Below are 21,591 nucleotides of genomic sequence, written 5' to 3' on the forward strand. Positions count from 1 at the left end.
TCGAGAAGGACCTGTGGCCGGCGCGCGCCAAGGACTACGCGGCGATGACCACCGCCGAGCGGGCCGAGTATGCCGACGACCTGCTGGCCAACACCAAGACGCTGTACGGCAAGACCCGTACGGTGAGCTTCACCGCCGACCAGATCGCCAACGGCGCTAGGGGCCTGCTGGACGAGGTCGCGACGGGCAAGGTGACCGGCGAGGAGGAGTACTGGTCACGGACCGACCTGTGGGACTTCCAGGGCAACATCGACGGTGCCCGCGTCGCCTTCGAGGGGCTGAAGCCCCTGCTGCAGACGAAGAGTCCCGCGCTGGAGAAGCAGCTCGCGGCAAGGTTCGCGGCGCTGCAGGCCCTACTCGACAAGACCAAGCAGGGCGACGGGTTCGTGTCCTACGACCAGCTCAGCCAGGACCAGGTCAAGCAGCTGTCCAGTGCGGTCAACGCGCTCAGCGAGCCGCTGTCCCAGCTGGCCGCAGCCGTCGTCTGAGCCAATGATGAGGTCTCCGCCGACCGGGCACTCCGACGGCGGGTCTGAGCGATTGCTCGCAGCCTTGACGTGGCTCCTTCCCGCTGATCGGATCGAATGGGCGACGGCTATACGTGCGGAACTGAGCGGGATCGACGATCGGCCGAGCGTCGACCGTTCGCTGCCGGCTATGTTTGCGCGGTGATCATGTTGCCCATCGTCCTCGCCGAGATCGCTGTCGCGTCTTTATCGTGATGGCAGCCATCGTCGCGCTCCGGCGCTTCAGCGATGTGTCCACCAGAGTGTTCGCCGAAGCGGCTGTGGTCCTCGTTCTGCTCAGCGGGCTTTCGTGGAGGGCGGCAAGGCGTCCACCCTTCGGCCCGGTCGGTCCGAGGCGAGTGACTCCTGCCGTTCGTACGGCGACCCGGTCTATGGCTGCTTGCCATCCTCGGTTGGTTTCTGTCCCCCGCAGCGGCTGGCGCCGGGCATGATCCGGGCGGCTGGTGTGTGGTTGGCGCGTCTTCGATCAGCTACTCGGCTGCCGGACTGATGCTGACCGCGGCGGGCACCCGGGCCGCAACCCCCTGCCTGATCATAGTCGTTGCGGGGGGCATCCATCATCGCCTGGATGATCGGGCCCGCATGTCGCCTGACGTGATGGATCCTCTGGTGGCCGTCTTGTTGTTCGGTGCCTTGATCAGCGCATGGTCGTGGCCTCGGTCAGTATCGAGAAGCGGTCTGTATCGAGAGGCGGATGCTAAAGCCGCACCAAGATCGCTTGTGCTGTGCTGAGCCTGAGTAGCTCCCTTTGACTCCCGTGGCGCCCTTCGTGTGAGCTTCTGATTGTTAGCGGATCGCAGATCTCGCTTTAAACCCGCAGGAGTTCAGATGAGTGAAACCGGAGCCGTCGGCATCCGACCGGCCTGGTCGACGAAAGTCCCGGCGATCACCGCGACGTTCTGGGTGATCAAGATCCTCTCCACCACGGTCGGGGAAACCTTTGCTGATTTCCTTTCCGTGGACGTTGGGCTCGGAACCGCTGTCACCGATCTTGCTATGCTCACCGTGCTGGCTGCTGCGCTCGCCTACCAGCTTAGAACCCGCCGGTACACGCCGTGGATCTACTGGTTGTGCGTGGTGCTGGTGAGCATCGTCGGCACTCAGATCACTGACTTCTTCACCGACACCCTCGGCGTCAGCCTCTATATCAGTACGGCCGTGTTCACTACGTTGTTGGCGGCCGTGTTCGTCATTTGGTACCGGCAGGAGCACACGCTGGCGATCACCTCGATCGACACACGCCGGCGGGAGGCCTTCTACTGGGCCGCGATCCTCGTCACGTTCGCCCTCGGCACCGCCGCCGGTGACCTCGCCACCGAGGCACTCAGTCTGGGCTTCCGCAACGGCGTCCTGATCTTTGGTGCGCTACTGGCGGCAACGTTCCTTGCGAATCGCATGGGCGCGAACAGTGTGGCAACCTTCTGGATCGCCTACGTCTTGACTCGGCCCCTCGGCGCGTCCCTCGGCGACCTCCTTACTCAGGACCCGACCCTTGGCGGACTCGGCCTCGGTGCGACCATGACCAGCGTCGTCTTCTTCTTGCTCATCATCGTCCTCGTCGCTCGGGAACAGGTTCTGGTCAATCGTCATGGCGTGGTCGCCAAGGGCGCTGCACCACACGGTGGCCGGCGCGCGGATGTGGTCTGGGCCGGCGCCGGTATCGCGGCAGTGCTCGTTGTCGGCCTGGGACTGAGCAGCGTCAACTCCCCGTCACCGGCGACGAGCGTATCAGCCGGATCTACGGCAACCCAGAACGCTGCCCATCCGACCACAGCACTCGGCGACGTCAGCAGATTCGCGACTATCGCCACAGACGTCCAGGCCGAGGTCGCGAAGAACGACCTCCCCGGCGCCACGAGCCGGGTCAAAGACCTCGAGGTCGCTTGGGATTCCGCCGAGGCAGGCCTCAAGCCCCGCGACTCCGCGGACTGGCACACGCTGGACTCCCAGATTGACGGCGTGCTCACCTCCCTGCGCGCCAGCTCACCGAATCAAGCCGACTGTGCGGCGAATCTAAAAGCCCTCGTCGACACCCTCAACCGCTTCGACGGCGTGTGACCGACGGACATCGTTCGCGCCTCACCCTGACCCGACTGGCGCGGCGGTCAGGAGCGGCGTCTCCACCTCATCGTGCCGGGGCAGGGCATCGTCATTCACAATCGATGGCGTAACGATCCGTCCATACCTGTGAACCATCTGCAGCAACATCGATCAGCGAAGACCGAGGCGCATCATGAGCGGAGAAGACGACACCGAAGGTGACCCCGCCGCCACCTTCGACGAGCCTGCCACCGAAGAGTACATCGGCAAACGCGACATAACCCGGTGGTCCGGCCCGCAGCGTCACCTCGTCAGTGCCGCGCTCTGGCTTGGCCGCTACACGTCCGCACATAGCGTCTTGTTGATCACCTCAGCTCTCGGAGCGGCGATCGCGGTCCTGCTGACCTGGGCAACCGAGGAGATCTACGACAGCGTCAAGGCCGCCGATGGCCTGTCCGGGCTCGACCAGCCAGCCCTCGATCTGGCCATCAGCCTCCGCACCCCCACGAGTGTCACCGTGGCCAAGGTGCTGACTAACCTCGGCGGCCCGATCGGGCTGACCATCATCACCATATCGATTGCACTGATCATGACCGTTCGGTGGCGATCACGAACACCGTTCCTGCTTCTGGCCATCGGTACCGCCGGCTCGTTGCTGATGACCACCGTCGGCAAGGATCTGGTCGGGCGGTCCCGTCCGCCGCAAGCCCAAGCCGTAGCCCCGTACGAGACATCACCGTCCTTCCCGAGCGGCCACGCCCTGAACAACACCGTGGTCGCGTGTCTTGTCGCGTACCTGCTGCTGCTGCACCTCGCCTCGCTGTTAGCCAGAATCATTACCGTCACACTGGCCGTCGTCTGGTTTGTCGCGATCGGACTCACCCGGGTTTTTCTCGGTTACCACTGGCTCACGGACGTCATGGCCGGCTGGTTGCTCGGTCTGGCCTGGACGGCGATGGTGATCACCAGCCACCGCATCTATCTCACCGTGCGACGCCACAATCGAATCATCAGCGAGCATCCCCACGCCGCGCAGCCTTCACAGGATTGACACGACGCCCCGGTAGACCGCCAACCCCACAGGCTGGCGACCTGGGAAAATCAGCCGGTCACCTCCCGCCCGCGAGCGCTCCTCGAAGCTCCGTGCCGTTGATGGTCCCGGCATCAGGTCGCGGCAAGGTCGGTGCTCTACGCCCGCCGGGTGACCATCGCCGGATCCGAGTTCCCGTGGAGAGTCCACTGGCTCACAGTCACGTCTCAGCTTCGGAGGATCACCCTCTTGACATTGGCACCAAACCGCAGACGGCCTTCAGGAGGACCGGTGGACACCACCGCACGGACCAGACGCGTTCGCGTACCGTCGACACATCAGCCGTCTTCAGATCGGTACAAGCCGATGCGCCGCACCAGGAAGACGTCAGGACCGGGTCCGCGAATCGCCGTCGTCGTACTCACCCGGTACGACCGACCCGTCGAACTGGCCCGCGCACTCACCTCCGTTCAGTCGCAAGACATATCAAGTCAACTCGTCCTCGTCGCGAACGGCGCGTACGAGCCCGGCTTCGAGCAGCCCGACAAACTGGTGATGCTGCACAAAAACGTCGGCATCCCTGCCGGCCGCAACGTCGGAGCCGAGGTGGCCGATGCGCCGCTGATCATGTTTCTGGACGATGACGCGGAACTGCTGGACCCCCAGACACTTGCCGAAATCGTCCGCCGGTTCGACGCCCACCCCGGCATGGGCGCAATGGCACTCCACCTCATCGATGAGCACGGGAACACCCAACGACGCCACGTGCCGCGCCTTGGCGACAGAACCGCCGACAAGTCGGGCAACGTCACCTACTTTGTCGGGGCCGCCTGCGTTGTGCGGGCATCGGCATTCAATTCCGTCGGCCGATTCGATGCCCGGTTCTTCTATGCGATGGAGGAGTCGGATCTGGCCTGGCGACTGCTAGACGCTGGGTGGTCGATCTGGTATGCCGCCGACCTGACCGCGTATCACCCACGGACCACACCCACAAGACACCCCGGCTATGCACGCCTGACCGCCCGCAACCGCCTTTGGATGGCGTGGAGATCTCTGCCCGCACCTCTGCTCGTAGCCTACTTAGGGGTCTGGACCGCGGCTGCAATCGTCCGCGGTGCACCCGTGCGCGATGTCGTCACCGGATACCGCGCGGGCTGGCGCGCCCGACCGCAACGACACCCCATCAAATGGAGCACGGTGGCGACAATGAGCCTCCTCGGCCGACCGCCCATCCTCTGACCCCACGGTACGGCGCTCAGCCCAGGTCGGCCGGATCGGCGATCGGGCGACCATCTTCGGGAAGACGAGCATCCCAGGGGCGAAGGATCGGTCGGCATCACCAGACTGACGGTCGTCGGTGCTGTCTCACTGAGCAGGAGTCGACCACCGCAGGCCAGGGCCACCAGCCAAGCCAACTGCAGCAACAACCTCCATGCCCTGGTCGGCACGCTCAACCGTTTCAACGGTGTGTGACCGACCGACTGGAACGCAGTAAGCCTGACCTCACATATGGAGCTGCCCATGTCGTCCGCTCAGGTTGCCCCACTCGGCGCCATCGCCGGCTTCACGATCTTCCTCGGACTGCCGTTCGACAGGATGCGCCGACCCTCCCCTCTACTGCGGGCGGGTCTAAAGGGCGTGGCGATCGGCATCTTGATCTTCCTTCTCTGGACATCTTCACCCACGCCTGGGAGCCGACGGACGCCGCTCTGGCGACCCACAACTGGGGATCGTCCGCGGAAGGCTTGATCATTATCGCGTCCGGTCTCGCCGCCGGGATGCTGGGTCTCACCTATGTCGGCTCCCGAATCGCGGCCCACCGCGCCCGAACCCGGAGCCGGCTGCGAGCAGCGACCCGTCCGTGCCTGCGTCCGGCGGGACGGTGGTGGTGCGGACCCAACCGGTCAACGCCGCCGAGACCGCGGGCATGCAGCTGGCGTTCATGATCGCCACGGGGATCTTTGCACAATTTCGCGGAGGGTCTGGCCATCGGCAGTTCGGCGGCAGCCGGTGACTTGTCGCTCGCGCTGTTGCCGGTGATCGGGTTCGGTCTGCACAACGCCACCGAGGGATTCGGCATCGTCGCACAGGCGGCGGACCCACCTTTGTCGGAACGGTTGTCGGCCAACGCTTCGTCGGGGAGCCTGTATTGGTGGCGTTCCTGGCCCTCGCTGCGGGCTCGGTTCTCTACGTGGTGATCGACCTGCTCGCGACCGCCCGTGGAGCCCGTGCCAAGACGCTGATCGCCTGGACCATCCTCGCCGGCCTGCTTCTCGGTTTCGTGACCGACGAGATCCTGGTCGCCGCCGGTGCTTCAGCGGCTGCCTACCGCTCGCTCATGAGGATTCGGCGGCCGCCGCTCGAGGGGGCCGGCGACTGCCTATCGCAACACTTCGGACCCTCTCATCGCATGTTGCCGGTGTGTCCGAGGCTGTACCGGCCGGGTTGTGGCCAGACCGCCATCCCGTGGGGGCTGCCGCCGACCGTGATCCGCGCTACGAGTCGGCCGCGTCGGGTGTCGAATCCGTAGACCACACCGTCGTACCGTCCGGTCAGCCACAGCGTGCGCCCGTCGGCGGAAACCCCGCCCATGTCGGGACTCCCGCCGCCGGGTATCCGCCAGGTGGATACGATCCGCCGACGGGCGAAGGAAACGACGCTGACCGAGCCCGCCCCGCGGTCGGACACGTACAGCTTGCTGCCATCCCGACTCGGATAGAGACCGTGAGGGCCGGACGGTGTGCGGATGTTCGCCACCACCCGCAGGTGCTCAGTGTCGACGAGAGCGATCCGGTTTCGGCCCATCAACGCCACGTAGAAGAGCCGACCGTCCGGAGAGACCCGGACGTCTTGCGGCATGCTCGTGCGGCCGAGGCGAAGCACGCCGGTGACGCGGTGGCTGAGGGTGGCGATCCGCAGTAGGACCCCGGAGAACTCGCAGCTGACCAGAAGATATCGACCGTTGCCGGAGAAGTCGGCGTGGTTCGGGCCGCGGCATGCCGGTGATCGCCGCGCCGCGATCAGGCGGAATGTCCTCGGGTCGCTGAACCGGATCTGGTCACGTTGCTCCGACATCACCACCGCCTGCCGGCCGTCCGGCGTGAAATACAGGTTGTACGGCCGCGGGACCCGCAGGCGGCGACCGGCGAGCTTCCCGGTCCGCGGATCGATCGGGACGAGCTCATTGGCCGCACTCGAGTTCGTGTAGAGCCGCCGCAGATCGTACGACGGCGTGACGTGCTGCGACATCGCACCGACGTGCAGAATGCGGACAATGCGGTGGGTCCGTTGGGAGATGACGGTGACCCGTCGCCCGCCGGAGTCCGGAACATAGAGGAGGGCGGGATCGCGGACGACCTGCTCCGCCAGCATTCCGGCCCGGGTCGCGCTGTAGAGATCATGTCCGATCGCGGGCGGCATGCCGGGCAACTGGTCGCGAAAGGGAATCGGCGTCCCGTCTTGCGGCCGGCGCGGCGTACTCTCGCCGTGAGTCGACGCCGCCGACGGTGGGATCGGTACCGAGCCGGACGACCAAACGCTCGAAGGTACCGGGATCTGGACAGGGTCGGACAGCGCCGTGGTGCAGCCGGCCAAGATCACCAAGAGTCCGACGGCGAGGACACCGGCCGCGGACGTCCGTCCTGTGATCGCGCGGGGCACGGCTCAGTCCTCGGCGGCCCGGTCGGCCTTGACCGCCCGCCACAGGCTGACCGGGAGCAGGATGACGATGGCGACCGGAACGATCCACCAGGCCAGCAGATCAGCGACTCTCACCGCGATCGCGGTGATCATCAAGGAGGCGACGATCCCGGCAGCCATCAGCCAGTCGTCGCCGACCACGAAGTCGTACCAGAAGGCACCGAAGGCCTTCATCCGGCCCATCACGACGCCGCCGGCCGGGTGGCCGCCGGTTCTGAGCGCCGCGGTGAACGGCGTTGCCTGCGGAGCCAGACGATGATCGCGAGCCCGAACACGGCGATCGCCGGAACGAGCACGAGCAGGGCAGCGTCACCACCGGGCCAGGTCGCCCCCACCCCCTCGACACTCCAGAACGTGCCGAACGCGGTCAGCATGACGCCGACGACGAACTTCATCCCATTCTCCGGAACGCGGGCCAGCGGGGCCCGGACCGCGATCCCGACGGCGGCCACCAGGACCACGGCGACCACAGCCGCGAGTGCGGCCAGTCCGATGTTGCCGCTGTTGGCGCCGAAGGTGAGCACGATGAACACCACCTCGAGTCCCTCGAGCAACACACCCTTGAACGCGAGGGTGAACGCGTACCAGTCCGATACCGCGCCGCGTCGGGTCAGGTCCGCGGACCGGGCCGCCTCGACCTGGGTCCGGAAGATGGCCGCCTCGTCGTGCAACGACTTGTAGCGGGCCGCCCGCAGGATCGCCTTGCGCAGCCACTGCATTCCGAAGACCAGCAGCAGGAACCCGACGACGACCCGCAGAACTCCTAACGGGAGCAGGGTGATCGCCGGACCGAGCACGACCACGATCACCGCCAGCGCGGCGAGTCCGCAGCCGACGCCGATCAGAGTGGACCGCCACTCGCGGGTCGTCCCGGCGGCCAGCACAATAGTGGTCGCCTCGACCGACTCGACCACGCAGGCCAGGAAGACCGCCGCAAACAGCGCCCAATCGCCCACTACAGCTCGACCGCCGGTAGGGCGTCCCCAGCGGCCGAGTAGCCGGCTCCGACATCGTCGACCGCGGTGTCACGCGTGCGTCGCTGACGGACGGTCAGATAGGCCACCCCGGCCGCGATGGCCAGTGCACCGACCAGGGCCACCGTCCCGTCGCCCAGACCCAGACCGCCGCGGGCATCGGGCTTGCCCAGCCAGTCCGCGTACGAAGCACCCAACGGACGGGTGAGGACGTACGCCATCCAGAACGCGACGACACTGTTCAGTCCGAACCACCGCCAGCCGACCAGCGGCACCATAATCAGCACGGTGAACACCAGCCCCGACACGAGGTAACCCCAGCCGAACGAGATCGCCACGAGATCGCCCACCGCGGTGCCCAGCGCGAATGTCGCCGAGACCGTCGCCCAGTAGAACAGCTCCCGCGAACGCCGATCGACGCTGTGGATCGACAGCGTACCTGTGGATCGGTGCCAGGCCACGAAGAGCACGACGACGGCGGCCACGCAGAGCAGACTTGAGTACAGGTACGGAACCCCGATCAGATGGACGACGTCCGCGGCCATCGTGCCGGCCACCGCCACCATCGACACGGCGAGCCAGTACGGCGGCGGCGAATACCGCCGCGTCCACAGCTGCCAGCCCAGCGCGCCCAGCAGGCCGAGCAGCGCAAGCGTCGCCGCGACCGGGATGTTCCACGCGGCAAGGAAGTCCGACAGCGCCTCGCCGGTGCCGGTCGTCAGGACCTTGATCAGCCAGAACAGCAGCGTGATCTCCGGAACCTTCACCGCCCACCGACGTGGATCCGTGTCAACGCTGGATGCCATCCGAACAATCTCCTCAGCAGGCTTGAACAACTTGTCCTGGTCACCGGTCGGCCTGGACCCCCACGGCAGCGGAAAACGTAGACCAGACTCACTGAGCCCAGCCTGAGCAGTAGGAGCAGTCGGTCGCCGACCGATCCGCACACCGCGCTGAGAACGGGCCGCACGAGACCGATCTGGGCTACTACACCGCCCACCATCCGCAGTCGGTGCTCGCCACGGCCGAGCAGGCTCAGCTCGAGGGAGGAGCGATCAGGCGCTGTTGGGCGCCGTCGTGCAGGTTGCGTGCTAGCCGGCGACGCTCCCGGCGCGAGGCATCCAACACACGGATCCGGCAGCCCTTCAGCTCCTGGAGTCGGGCCCGCAGGTCGGATCGGAGCCGGCCGTTCTCCAACGCGATCCCTACCGCGGCCGCGACACCGTCGACCAACTCCCGTTCGTCCTCCAGCGCGCGGTCGAACACAACAGCAGCCATCGGCTGGGCGCCTCGATCGATCATCCGGACGATGCGCCGGGAATCGGCATCGGGCAGCTCGATCGGTGTCCCGTCCTGATCCGCCCAGCCACCGAACTCGGGCAGCCAGTAGGCGAGCTGAAGGGTCGGGTCACGCAGAGCGCGCGCCAGGGTACCTGCAGGTCTCCGGTCGGGTCGGCGCGGAGCGCCACCACCGATCCCGCGATCTCACCCCGGGCCAACCGGGTATCGAGAAAGGGCCAGCTGCGTCACGAGCCGCGCACGGAGCGTCCCACGAACGGTGGCAGCCTCACAGCACCCTGTCGACCATGTCCAACGTTGCGGATCGGATATAACCGGACGGCTCGGGATTCAAGGACAGCCGCTCCGGCAGGGCGTGGTACCTCGCCTCGGCAGCGCTAAACCCGTCCGCCCCGGAGTACCCGACGAGCCATACGAACCGATCGTGAGCCCGATCCACCCATGCACCGACTACCTCGAAGCCTTCTTGCCGCCGCAAGGGCAGGACGCCACCCTCCCAGCCTGTGATCCAGTCGTCCATGTGCCCCGGTTCGATCCGGTAGTCCCGCAGCTGAATCTCCATGTCTTCAAGTATCTCCAGCCCCCTCATGGTGCGAGATCAACTCCGCTGCCACCCCGAGCCCGGTGCCCGAATCCAGGCCGGACAGCCATCCTCAGAGTAAGACTTCCCGCTGACGCCCGACTGACACGGTCACAGTGTCGCCGTGGCGATGAGCCACCTTCCATTCGCCGCCCTCGCGGCGATAAACCTGGGTCGCGCGCAGGCTGTAGCTGCGGGGCTCACCATCGACGGAGGCCGACGTGTGCTCCAGACCAGCGCTATAGGCCATGTCGGACACCACGTCATACGCCTGCAGCTCGAACACGTACGACGTGCAGTTGGAGAAACTGTTCCCAAGTGCGGTGAAGAGCTCATTCAGCTCATCCTGCCCATAAGCGTTCCGCCACGCGCCCAGCACGCTCACGGGCTCGTTGCGGGACCAGAGCGCCCTGCGAGGGGCCGGGTCACCGTTGTGCAGGGCTAGCTCCGCTTTGTACAACGCGGTCTCGATCCAGGCGAGAAAGTCGTCGCGGTCGGTCATGCCATCAGCATGCTCGCGGTCAGCACCCACTGGATAGGCCCGACCACGTAGTGCGGGGACCATGCATCACCAACGTCCCGTCACCTAATCGGGCTGGGGCATCGACAGATGGCACATATCAAGGGCTGCTGACACCGTGATCGCGGCGGCGCGGCGAGAGGCCGATACAGCAGCGACGAAACGCCACGGGATGGCGCGCCAGGTGCGGACGTCCCGTGGTGGTCAGTCATAGCTCGAAGGTCTGCAGGCTACCCGGGAGGTGCTGGACACCGGGGCCCTGCCGACAGCGCCGGTCGGGTACAACAACGACACCGCCGTGGCGGCGATCGCGTCCCCCTGTCGGCCACGATCGCCCTCTCACCGTTTCGTGGCGATCGACGGACCACGAACGGGCTCGGCTCACGAAGTCCTTCGAACCACAGGAATGGCTCACGCGCGGGGGCCGCGATCCCGTCGGCGTGAGGCATGTCGCCTAGCCCCGGGTTTCCGAACGCTGTCTCCGTCGACGGCTGTGGAAGGGCCCGGAGCCCGCTGCAGCGCGCGAAAGGCTGACGGAGGGTCATCTTGACCAGATCACCGCGGCCGGTCCGGGCGGTCTGGTATGTGCCAGCCGAGGGTGTCACGGCAACGGCGTCGTGTCGGAGCAACGTTGTCCTGGCGGTGCATTGGACAATCCGAGATTCGATATCGAAACGCCGCGTTGTCGGGATCAGGTGTGCCTCCGGCGTTTACTCGACGGTGTTGGCTGATCCGACGGGCAAGCCGCTTCCGGCACCGTTCCACTTCTGTTGGCGGCTGGCTCAGCCGGCGCTACGGACCAGGATTCGGTTGGCCCAGGGATCGTCGAATTCGACGGTGCGGCCGTCGTCGCTGGTCTCGATGCCGTGGAAGGTGAGACGCTCGGTCAGGCTGCCCATGTCATCGGCGGTCGGCACCTCGATCCGAACCAGCCCGAGACCCAGACTCAGCCGGCGTCGCCCCGCTCCCCGGCTTTGCCACGTGTTCATCGCCATGTGGTGGTGGTAGCCACCTGCACTGACGAACAAGGCGGTGTTGCCGAGCTCTGCAGTGGTTTCGAAGCCGAGCTGGTCGACGTAGAACCTGCGGGCCGAGGAGACGTCACCGACGCACAGGTGAACGTGCCCGACGGTGGCCGGACGCGACGAAGCCGCGGCCATGGCCGCCGGGTCGAGATGATCGCGCAGAAACTTGTCCGGGTCCAGCATCAACGTCGCCATTTCGACCCGGCCATGGGTCCAGCTCCAGGTCGACCGGTCGCGGTCGGTGTACAGCTCGACACCGTTGCCTTCAGGGTCGGTGAAGTAGAAGGCCTGACTGACCAGGTGATCGGCGCTTCCGGTGAACGTGCCCGGATGACGGCTCGCGACCGCATAGACCGCCGTGGCCAGGTCGGCCTCGGACTCGAACAGGATCGCGGTGTGGAACAACCCGGCCGAACGTGACGGCGCGTGTTGCAGCTCCGGGGAGTGAACAAGCACCAGAATCGGCTCAGTACCGCGGCCCAGAACCACCTGCCCGCCGGCCGCCGCCAGCACGCTCAACGTGACTGCGTCGCGGTAGTAGGCGGTCATCGTGTCCAGATCGGCCACTCGAAGGGTGACGGCCCCCATCCGGGTATCACCGGCCAACAGGTCCGGACTCACGGCTCCTCCTTCACGGCTCGCAGGGACTGTGCTCAGCTGATGACGGCGAAGCCGCCGGTCCAGCCGACCTTTTCGCTCAGCGCAAGGGTCAGCTGCAGGAAGCCGAGCGCCTCGAGCTCACGGGCCCGCTTCAATGTGCCGGCGTCGATACTGTGCAGGCCGCCGGCGACGACCAGGTCGATCAGCGACTGCTTGGCGTCGGCGTCGTCTCCGGCCACAAGCACGGTGGTTGGCTGCGCGTCGCCGACCAGGCCGCTGGCGAGGGTCGCGGCGAAGGTGGTGTTGAACGCCTTAAGGACCTTGGCGGTCGGCAGCTGCTCGGCGAGTTCGGCGGCCTTGGAGCCGTCGGCCGGCACGACCAGGGAGTCGAAGGTGGAGAAGTCGAGCGGGTTGGTGATGTCGACCACCGTCTTGCCGGCCAACTGATCCCCGTACGCGGCCACGATGGCCTCGGTGGCCGGGTGCGGGACGGCGAGGATGACAATTTCGCCGGTGACGGCCGCGTTGGTGTCGTCGCTGGTGATGTGGGTAACGGTCGCGCCGCCCTTGGTGAGCACGGCCGCGATCGCGGTGCCCATGGTGCCCTTGCCGAAGATGGTGACGTGCGTCATCGAGCCTTCCTGAGGAATCGTATTCATTGTATGTACAACTAACCTACCACATGATTGTTGTATCTACAACTATCGGCTAGGCTGACACTCATGACCGAGAGGCCGTGGTTGGACGACACCGAACGGCTGGCGTGGGTCAGGTTCGCCGCCGTTCTCGAACTCCTCCCCCGGGCCCTCGACGCCCAGCTCGAGCGGGACGAACAGCTCACCCACTACGACTACTACTGCCTGGCCATGCTGTCCGAGGCACCCGCCCGAACCTTGCGGATGACCGTGTTGGCGTCGATGACCAACGCCACCTTGCCCCGGCTGTCGCGGGTGATGAACAGGCTCGAGGACGCCGGATATGTCCGCCGCGAGCCGTGCGCCAGTGACCGCCGGGCCACCAACGTGGTGCTCACCGAGACCGGTTGGGACAAGGTCGTCCGGGCCGCGCCGGGTCACGTCCGGACCGTCCGGAAACTGGCCATCGACACCCTCACCGCCGAACAGGTCGAGCAGCTGTCAACCATCAGCGCCCGGATGCTCACCGTGCTAGACCCGGACCAGAAGGTGATGGCCTCCGTGCTCCGTCCGCCCAGCGGACCCCCAATCGCGCCGTCGACGATCAACTCCCGGGCGCCCTCCTAAGGCCGTGCCGGTCCGGGGCCCCGGGCAGCAGGGCGCTTGGCGGTGGCCTCCATGCCTGCCATCTGCTGCGTCCGTCCTACCTCGAGGCAGTGTCTGGAGCAGGTCACGACGAACGTGCCATCAACCTGGGGGCGGAGGGACCACGACGCCTGCCCATCACAACTCCCCGACCGGCGGGATGACGCCCGACCAAGCCGCGACGAACATGGTCGCGGGACGGGACGCGGTAGACACTGAAATGGGCTGCATATCCGCGTTATGCAGCACTGACTTGCGAGCGGTCTGTCGGGCAGTCTGCCTTGAGCCCAGGTCTGCGCGGCTAAACGGTGGGGTCGGAAGAACAAAGGCAGCCAAAGAGGAGCTCAGCCGCGCACCCGAGCGAATCCAGATCGTGAGATCGCCTGCGCGCACACAGGCCGCCACCGACACAAACAGATCTCCAACTCGAGCGCGGTCGAGGCCAGGTGGTGGCCCTCCCCGCACTGTTCGAGGACGACCGGTCGCTCCCGTCGGACCAACGGTTCCTCGCCCTGCCCGCCGGCCGTGGAGGACGCACCGAAACGTGCTACAGAGAATCCCGGTTATGCAGCACACGCGTGGGCCGACCCTTGGACCACCACTGTGGCGGTCGACCGGACTCTGATCGTCTGCGTCGTTCTGAACCGACGCGGCTGGTGATCTACGTGCAACGCCTCCATCGGGTCGGCCGGTAGCGTGTACGCGGTGGACTGTCGCTCTGGCCATCTCATCCTGACCGGGTGGATGATTGACGTGCGGCCCGCGTCGGTCGTACTTGTCGACGGGAGCATCGATGAACCGTCGGGCAACGGGTGTTGGCCGCCGTTTCCGGTTTCAGGCGGGGTTTGCCGCGGCCGCGTTCGTGCTGATGATCTTGAGGCTGATCGGCCGGGACTGGATCGAGGTTTTCACGGGTTGGGATCCGGACCGTGGGAGCGGTGCTTTCGAGTCGTTGGTGGTGGCCGTGCTGGGGCTGGTCGCGATCGGATTTGGCGTAGCAGCCGCGCCGGCTGGCAACGCAGTCGGGCAGGGTCTGGGAATGGCGCGAGGATCCGACGATGCCTGATCCGGTGATCACCGACCCGTTGTGCCGGGCGACATCTCGGCCTCCGCGATGAGCAACCGGAAACCGAAGTTCGGTCCGGCGCAAGCTCCTGGGATGCTCGACACGATCCCGAGGCCGCCTGGCCGGTTTCGGACGCCGGCGCCCTCGATCGGGTGGTCGTTGAGCAGCCCGCGAGGAATCGCTCCGACCTCCGATGCGGCGGGTACGGGCCAGGTCCACATTGGTGGGCACGTCAATGCTGTGGTCGCGCTGGGTGGTCGTGATGTCCTGGTGGGTGCTGACACCGGCGGCGTGTGGCATTTGGCGCCGACGGCCGGAGTTGCGGACCTCGTTCGGGCGTATCCGTTGAGTGATGCATGGGACAATCCGGATGTCCTCTGTCTCGCCGAGGGTCCGGACGGTGTGGGTCATGCGTTTGCTGGTTGCCGGACTCTCACCGAAAAGCTGCCGGGCCACTACGCATCCTTCCCGGTGATCTATGAGGCCGCGCCGACGGCCCCAGGTTCGTGGTCGGTGATTATGGACGGCGCCGGGTTCGGAAGCGTGTACGGGATCGGCGTTGCCGCAGATCGGAGGCTGGTGGCTGCCACCTCGACCGGTGTGTGGTGGGCGGATCTGCCGGCCGCGACCGACCCGGCGGGAGCGCGGGTCTTCTCCTGGAGCGGCGCCCGTTGGGCTGCCGGTGCCGCGACCGCGGTCGGTTGCACCTCACTCGTGGTCGTCGACGGGAACCCGATCGTGTCGGCTGCCGCGGGTGGCACGATCTGGTTCGGCGAGTGGGACAAGCGGGGGGCGCTGGTGATGAGCCAGGTGTTCTCCGGTTTGGCCGGCGGCGGACGGTCCTCGCTTGATGTGTGCGCCGGCCAACCGCAGCATCTGTGGTGCGTGGTCGCGCAGGGCGGCGGACCGATCGGTGGTGTCTTCCGCTCCGACACGGCGGGGCGTTCCTGGTTGCCGGTGCCGGGCACGGCGAACGACGGTGACCCGTCGGTGCACGGTTCGCTCGCCGACTACGGTGGCGGTCAGGGTGGCTACAACAACTGCATAGCGGTGTCCCCGGTCAAACCGTCGACGGTCATGATCGGCTGGCAGTCAGGTGTGCTCGTCTCGACCGACAATGGAGCCAACTACCTGCGGTGGAGCGGCTACCGGGAAAGCCTCCACCCGGATGTCCACTGCCTCTACTTCGATCCGCGGGACCAGTCGGGACAGACCCTGTTCGTCGGCTCCGACGGTGGCCTGGCCAGCAGCACCGACCTGGGCGACACATTCACCAGCACATGGAACCGATCGCTGGCCAACCTTCAGTTCGCCAGTGTTCCGTGCCGGAACGCGTACGGCACGATGACCGCGAGCGGACTCACGCCGGGACGCCTCGCTGCCGGCTTGCAGGACAACGGCGTTGTCTGGGGATCCGGCAGCGGGCCATGGCGGACCATCGGCGGCGGTGACGGAGCGGCCGCGGTCTTCACCAGCGACGACAAGGTCGTTCTCGGCTCGGCGTCCGCGGCCGGCGCCGACCTGTTCGCGCCGGGCCCGACCGGGTACTCCAAGGTCCTCACACCCCCATACGTCGCCGCTGACGGCTCTTCAGTGAACGGGCTGCCCGATCCGGTCGCCGAGGCTGTCACCCGGCCCGGCCACGCAGGCCCCCCGGTGATGGCGGTCGGGGGTAACGGCCCGGACGCGACCACGGTCTTCGGTCTGCGCTATGCCAAGCCCGACGGCTCCGATGCCGTCTGGGCGCGGTTGGCGAGCCTGCCCGCAGGAGCCGCCATCTGGAGCTTCGCCGCCGCCGACGACGCCACGATCTATGTCGGCACGGCCCCGCCGCACGTGTTCCGACTGGATCTCAGCGAACGCGGCTGGACGCCGACCGAACTGACCGGGATGCCGACCTTGGTCACCGGCCAGGCCGACCCCAATGCCGCGATCACGCGCATCGTGGTGCTGCCGGACGGCTCGATCGCGGCCGCCTACAACCAGTCCAGCTATGCCTCCGGATGTTCCACGGGTCAACTGCTCCACCGCGACGGCTCGGGCACGTGGTCACGCCTCAACGGGCCGGGTACCGGTCTCGATTTGCTTCCGATCTTCGGGCTGGACGTAGATCCGTGGGGTGTGCTCTACGCAGCAACGGACAACCACGTCTTCGCGGCGCCCGGAACCGGTCCGCCCTGGCATGACGTCTCGACAGGGCTGCCGAAACGGGTCCACCTCGGCCATCTGCGATTCGTCCGCTACCCGAACGGTGGCATCGCGCTCTTCGCCGGCACCTGGGGCCGGTCGGCGTGGAAAGCGACCTGGCACATGCCTACCCGCCCTGGACACCAACCCGGCCCGGGGCTGTCCTACAACCGGCTGATCGGCAGCACGGCCGACGGCCGCCTGTACGAGTTCGTCCACGGCGGCCTCCACCCGGTGGGCCCGATCGATCCGGAGCTGGAACGGGCCGCGCGGGCGAGCGCGGCCACCCTGGTCGCACGTGTGACCGATCTGCAGACCGCCGTGCTACAAGCCGGCCTCGAGTTGTCGGACGCGCGAAAGACCGACGCCGCCGCGGCCGCAGCCCTGGCCGGAGTCGAAGCGCTCGACAACCAGCTCGCCCGCGGACTGGCCACCTTGACCGCCATCAGTGACTCAGCGCTCTCCTGGCCGGTGCAGGGGCTTGCGCGCGCGGCCGCCGCGGCAACCGAGCAGGTGGTAACTGCCACCGCCGCCATCCGTGCCACGCGACTCGAATCAGTCCCGACAACGGTCGCGAACGCCGCCCGAATCACCGCCGACACATCCGAAGCCCATGCGGCATTGATGGCGCGAATCGCGCGGACAATCAAGGCCTGAATCGGCCCGCACGGTTGTCACGAGCGGTCACTACTCACGATTCTGTCCCTTATCGAATGTACAGAACGAAATTGCATCCGGTGAGAAGACTCTGACCTTCATGATAAGTGGCTCTGGTTAGGCGTTTGTCCGCGCCAGTGGAGGCGAGACCGCCGTCTCACCCCGAATCGGGGGATGGAATCCACGCCGCCAGCGGATGGACTGGTTGCCTGAGGGCAGTCGTTAACCAAGTGCACGCAATGTTGACCGCCGCTCACTGTGTAACTGGGCACCGCAAAGCCGCAGAGAGGTGAGCCATGGGCGAGCAATCGGTCAACGTGCGGACCGGTGCCGGCACAGACGCTCGCGAACGCGTGAGACACCTGAGCGCACGATGCGGCAACGGAGGTGACCGGCAGGTCCGAGGCTCGTCGGAGCCGGGTGCTGCTGACCGGGATGGACGGCCCTGCCGCCGGCATTCTTGGCGGGGCGCACGCCCGGCTCCAGCAGGGACCGCGTAGGCACCTTGGGTGAGCGCGATCTTGGCGGTCGGCGAATGCTGGTGTGCGACGGCGATGCTCATGCGGATTGGCTCCTTGGGTTGAGTGGGAACCAACTGGTTCGCAAGCTCCACCACCCTCGGCGGGATCGGATGATCACCGTCGATGCCGCCGGAGGTGATCGTGGGTTGTCAGCCGTCGATCTGTTTCGACCACGCATCCTGCTGCCCGGTCGAGTAGCCCAGCGCCTTTGCCATGTCCCGGACCGCCGAGCGGGGCCGGTAGGTGATCACATTTGCGACCTGGGCGGCGTTACGCCGCCCGTACCGCTCGTACACCCATTGGATCACCTCGTCGCGCCGGTCGGAGTCGAAGTCGACGTCGGTGTCGGGCTCCTCGTCGCGGGTCATTGGACAGAAACCGTTCGAACGGCAGCCGGAACCGCATCACGTCGAATCGCGGCGATCCCGATCGCGTAACAGACCTATGATGCGGCCGCCGAACCCTGCCCTGGCAGAGCATCCCGTTGCTATTCGCGAACTCGACGATGTCAGGAGACGGTCAGGAAGTAGCCCGCGAGATCCTTCACGCGGATCAGCTCCAACTCTTGTCCCAGCCGGACCAGGGGCCGCCGCGTGGCCGGCCGGGTCCAGGTACAGCCGGTCCACGCCGGGCCGAATTCATATGTGGGTCGGAGGTCGCCCTCTTCCCGCTGGCCCGATGTCGCGGAGAGTGATTGGTCGCCACAGTATCGAGTCCGGCCGGCAACGTCGTTCAGTAGGACGGCATTATCTGGACGTCCGTGCAAGTTCCCAGGTGCCACGTCCGTGGGTGCCGGCCTCGATCTGCCCGTTCGGTCCCACAGCCAGGTCCCAAACCGTGACCTTCGGCAGTCCCTTCCCCAGCCGTTGCCAGCGCGGACGGGCGGTCGCCGACGAGGTTGTCACAGCCGCCGCGAGCACGCTCGAGCGATGCCCGACGAAGACGCCGACCTCGGTGCCGACCACCAGGTCGCTACCGTGCAGGACCACCTTGTACACGGGAGCGTCCGGCAACTGACCGCTGATGTCGGTCCAAGAAGCTCCACCGTTGACGGACTCGAAGACGTGACCGACGCCGGCGTCCGGGATCCATCGTCGGCTGTACGACCCGACGCTGGCGTAGACATGGGCGGCGTTGGCCGGGTCGACGGCGATCGAGGTGATGTAGCGATTCGGCAGCTGGCTCAGCGACAGCTGGTGCCAGGTCCCGCCGTAGTTGGTCGCCATCCCGCGGACAAACGGATTCGCATCGCCGGGGTTGCACGGACCACACCAGGCCGCGTAGGTGACGTTGCCGTTGGCTGCGAGCCCGGTGATGGAGTGGCCCTGGCCGGTGTCGTAGGCCTGTTGCCAATCACAGTGGGACGGTCCACAGACGGTTGCCCAGGACTTGGTGTCGTCCCACACATACCGGCCGCCGGCCACCCAGTGGTTCGGGTTGATGACGTCTTGTTCGATCGGCGCGATGAACCGGGGACTCGGATCACAGTTGGCGATCGGTGTGCCCTGGCTGAAGCAGGAGGGCGAGATCTCCGTCAAGGTGTTCACGGCACCATCGGTGGTGAGGAACATGTCGAGGAACACGTATTCCTCGACCGCCTTGTTCCCGTCGTTGGGGTCCACGATGGTGTCGCCGCCGTCACCGGTGAAGGCTTGCTCGACCTGGGACATGTCCGTTCTGGTGTAGGGCTCCCCGCTGTCTTGAACGCCGGCCCAGTAGGCCAGGCCGCGGCCCACCTTGCCCACCGCCACCGAATAGTTCTGCAGCGTGTAGAGAGTCGCATTGAGGTCTGTCCACCGTCCCCGCTGGTGCCAGGACAGGGGCCGCCGCCAGACCCCGCCGTCGTTTCCGGTCCAGAACTGGCCGTGCCGAATCATCGCGGCATGCTGGTCGGAGTGCGTCGTGGGCGGGCAGGCATAGGGCCTGTCACCCGTCGGGTTGCAGCTGAGAATGGCCGTGTTCCAGTACGGCGCCACCGCGAGCCAGGTGGCGCCACCATCGGTCGACTCGAACACCTCCTCGAGCAGCAGGTAGACGTGCCGCCGGTTGCCCGGGTCGGCGAGGATGTACTGGTTGTAGTCGGCCTGCACGCCTGGGTAGTAGCTGCTGGTGGAGTCTCCGAGCGCAGATCCCGACGCCGCGAGCTTGTCGACGTCGGCGATCCGGACCCAGGGCCCTCCCGGCCTTCCGCTCCTGGACACGAAGGCACCCTCACCCCGGAGGTCGCCGGTCTCGGTGTCCGACACCACCGCGTACAGCCAGCCATGGGAGGACGAGAACGTGGTTCGGCCCTGCGCTGCGGAATCGAGATCGCCGCTCAGCACGATCTTGTTGAAGCTACCGCGGCCTCCGGTGCCGACGTAGAAGCCGTTGTACTGGGTCTGAGGTGGATCGGAGTACCCGGACCAGCCGACGACGGCGAGAACCTGCCGACCGCGACTTCCGGGGACGGCAATGATGTCAGTCACATCCGAGCTCGGCGGATAGAGCTGCGGTCCCGCCGGTTGCAGCACCGGCCGCCAGCCAGACGTCCGGGCAGAGGAGACCGATCGCCGGTACAGGCCATGACTGGTCGCCGCGTAGACGTAGCCGCGGATCCACGCGATTCGGTGCACGCCCGCCCCGTACAGTTCCGTACCACCGACGCGCGCCCAGTGGTCGGAGCCGCGGGCCAGCCGGTAGATGCCGGTGCCGTACTGATTCTCGCTGGCGTTGTTGGCCTCGCCGGTGCCGACCCAGACCGACCCGTCCCGCGAGTTTGTCGCCAGTGCTCCGACCGCCAGCCGCGGCAGCCCGCGGTTGACGGTCCGCCAGTGCGCCCCGTTGTCCGAACTGCGCCAGACGCCGCCGCTGGCTGAACCGGCGTACACATAACGGCCGGCGGAGGTGAACGACGTCATCCGCCCGGTGATGAGGCCGTAGCCCTCGCCGTAGTTCGCGCCGCGGGCGATCGGATCGTTGAGGAACGGCTTGTTGGTGACCGGACGCCAGGTTCCCCCGGAAACGGCGAGGCTATTCGCCGTCTGCGTGGCGGCCATCAGGCCGGCGGTCGGCGCGGTCTCCGCCGGAGCGGCGGCGATCGACTGCTCGAACTCGGCGCGCTGCTGGATGGACTCCGCTTCGTCGCTGTCCTGCTCCTGCGCCCGGATGGTGGCGTGCGTACCGGTTGTCAGGAGCGACAGTGGATGCAACTTCTTGCCGGGCCCGACTGCGCCGGCCGGACTGGTGAGCACCATCGCTGTGAGTCCGGCCGCGGCGAGAGCGAGGGTGCAACGGAAACCGCGCGAGAGGGCCACCAAGACCTCCACCAGGAGTGTGAGCCAAACAGATTGAGAACTAGCGAAAAGTACGCGAGCATCTCTCGGACTGAACCGAAGCCAAGACTCACCCCCGGCCGTTAGCTTGTCAAGACATCTAAGTGCGGGCGGCAGCGGGGTCATTTCCGCTTCCGCGTCTACTTTTCCGCGCGGATCGGGTGGGTTGTCGAATCCCTCGTGTTGTGGGGCGGCCCCGTTACCTTCCTGGTGGCTCTCCTGGCGGGGAGCTGCGGTCACTGGACCCGGTAGGTCGCCGCCGAATGGGCCGA

Annotated in this window: 17 protein-coding genes and 1 pseudogene; 7 read left to right on the plus strand and 11 right to left on the minus strand. The window is 66.7% G+C overall.

The window, feature by feature from the left end:
- The 4 genes from ABD747_RS20550 to ABD747_RS20565 all read left to right on the plus strand — a co-directional run.
- Nucleotides 1-488: EfeM/EfeO family lipoprotein (locus ABD747_RS20550; RefSeq protein WP_344808123.1), on the plus strand; the 488-nt coding region annotated here is incomplete at its 5' end.
- 867 nt (nucleotides 489-1,355) lie between these two features.
- Nucleotides 1,356-2,585, plus strand: a complete 1,230-nt coding sequence (locus tag ABD747_RS20555; protein WP_344808126.1) for a COG4705 family protein — start codon at nucleotides 1,356-1,358, stop codon at nucleotides 2,583-2,585.
- A gap of 175 nt (nucleotides 2,586-2,760) precedes the next feature.
- On the plus strand, nucleotides 2,761-3,618 hold the full coding sequence (locus ABD747_RS20560; RefSeq protein WP_344808128.1) for a phosphatase PAP2 family protein: 858 nt from the start codon (nucleotides 2,761-2,763) through the stop codon (nucleotides 3,616-3,618).
- A 270-nt stretch (nucleotides 3,619-3,888) separates the two neighbouring features.
- Nucleotides 3,889-4,836 (plus strand): glycosyltransferase family 2 protein, encoded by a 948-nt coding sequence (locus ABD747_RS20565; RefSeq protein WP_344808130.1) that lies wholly within the window; start codon nucleotides 3,889-3,891, stop codon nucleotides 4,834-4,836.
- Between the two features lie 1,164 nt (nucleotides 4,837-6,000).
- Here ABD747_RS20565 and ABD747_RS20570 read toward each other — a convergent pair.
- The 9 genes from ABD747_RS20570 to ABD747_RS20610 all read right to left on the minus strand — a co-directional run bounded on the left by ABD747_RS20570 (nucleotide 6,001) and on the right by ABD747_RS20610 (nucleotide 12,926).
- On the minus strand, nucleotides 6,001-7,017 hold the full coding sequence (locus tag ABD747_RS20570; protein ID WP_344808132.1) for a YncE family protein: 1,017 nt from the start codon (nucleotides 7,015-7,017) through the stop codon (nucleotides 6,001-6,003).
- Between the two features lie 243 nt (nucleotides 7,018-7,260).
- Entirely contained in the window at nucleotides 7,261-7,470 is a 210-nt protein-coding gene (locus tag ABD747_RS20575; RefSeq protein WP_344808134.1) for a hypothetical protein, read from the minus strand.
- 8 nt (nucleotides 7,471-7,478) lie between these two features.
- Nucleotides 7,479-8,252 (minus strand): COG4280 domain-containing protein, encoded by a 774-nt coding sequence (locus tag ABD747_RS20580; RefSeq protein ID WP_344808135.1) that lies wholly within the window; start codon nucleotides 8,250-8,252, stop codon nucleotides 7,479-7,481.
- On the minus strand, nucleotides 8,252-9,076 hold the full coding sequence (locus ABD747_RS20585) for a COG4705 family protein (RefSeq protein ID WP_344808137.1): 825 nt from the start codon (nucleotides 9,074-9,076) through the stop codon (nucleotides 8,252-8,254). Before ABD747_RS20585 ends, ABD747_RS20580 begins: the two co-directional genes overlap by 1 nt.
- Before the next feature lie 229 nt (nucleotides 9,077-9,305).
- A complete protein-coding gene (locus ABD747_RS20590; protein ID WP_344808139.1) occupies nucleotides 9,306-9,548 on the minus strand; it encodes a hypothetical protein in 243 nt (80 codons plus the stop codon).
- A 289-nt stretch (nucleotides 9,549-9,837) separates the two neighbouring features.
- Nucleotides 9,838-10,131: an NIPSNAP family protein gene (locus ABD747_RS20595; protein WP_344808141.1), complete on the minus strand. Its 294-nt coding sequence runs from the start codon at nucleotides 10,129-10,131 to the stop codon at nucleotides 9,838-9,840.
- 91 nt (nucleotides 10,132-10,222) lie between these two features.
- Nucleotides 10,223-10,651, minus strand: a complete 429-nt coding sequence (locus ABD747_RS20600; protein WP_344808143.1) for a nuclear transport factor 2 family protein — start codon at nucleotides 10,649-10,651, stop codon at nucleotides 10,223-10,225.
- 800 nt (nucleotides 10,652-11,451) lie between these two features.
- The gene (locus ABD747_RS20605; RefSeq protein WP_344808398.1) at nucleotides 11,452-12,282 is read right to left on the minus strand and encodes a VOC family protein; all 831 of its coding nucleotides are present in this window, start codon (nucleotides 12,280-12,282) and stop codon (nucleotides 11,452-11,454) included.
- A gap of 65 nt (nucleotides 12,283-12,347) precedes the next feature.
- Nucleotides 12,348-12,926, minus strand: a complete 579-nt coding sequence (locus ABD747_RS20610) for an NADPH-dependent F420 reductase (RefSeq protein ID WP_344808145.1) — start codon at nucleotides 12,924-12,926, stop codon at nucleotides 12,348-12,350.
- Nucleotides 12,927-13,016: 90 nt separating this feature from the next.
- Here ABD747_RS20610 and ABD747_RS20615 point away from each other — a divergent pair, with 90 nt between their 5' ends.
- The 3 genes from ABD747_RS20615 (at nucleotide 13,017) to ABD747_RS20625 (ending at nucleotide 17,484) form a co-directional block, all read left to right on the plus strand.
- Nucleotides 13,017-13,556: a MarR family winged helix-turn-helix transcriptional regulator gene (locus ABD747_RS20615; RefSeq protein WP_344808147.1), complete on the plus strand. Its 540-nt coding sequence runs from the start codon at nucleotides 13,017-13,019 to the stop codon at nucleotides 13,554-13,556.
- An 811-nt stretch (nucleotides 13,557-14,367) separates the two neighbouring features.
- Nucleotides 14,368-14,640 (plus strand): hypothetical protein, encoded by a 273-nt coding sequence (locus ABD747_RS20620; RefSeq protein WP_344808149.1) that lies wholly within the window; start codon nucleotides 14,368-14,370, stop codon nucleotides 14,638-14,640.
- Between the two features lie 579 nt (nucleotides 14,641-15,219).
- A complete protein-coding gene (locus tag ABD747_RS20625; RefSeq protein WP_344808150.1) occupies nucleotides 15,220-17,484 on the plus strand; it encodes a beta propeller repeat protein in 2,265 nt (754 codons plus the stop codon).
- A 676-nt stretch (nucleotides 17,485-18,160) separates the two neighbouring features.
- Here ABD747_RS20625 and ABD747_RS20630 read toward each other — a convergent pair.
- Nucleotides 18,161-18,582, minus strand: a pseudogene (locus ABD747_RS20630) (error-prone DNA polymerase); the annotation flags it as partial.
- Nucleotides 18,583-18,751: 169 nt separating this feature from the next.
- On the minus strand, nucleotides 18,752-21,241 hold the full coding sequence (locus ABD747_RS20635) for a WD40/YVTN/BNR-like repeat-containing protein (RefSeq protein WP_344808152.1): 2,490 nt from the start codon (nucleotides 21,239-21,241) through the stop codon (nucleotides 18,752-18,754).
- Nucleotides 21,242-21,591: the final 350 nt, after the last annotated feature.

It is taken from the genome of Microlunatus ginsengisoli, assembly GCF_039537205.1.
Lineage (GTDB): Bacteria > Actinomycetota > Actinomycetes > Propionibacteriales > Propionibacteriaceae > Microlunatus > Microlunatus ginsengisoli.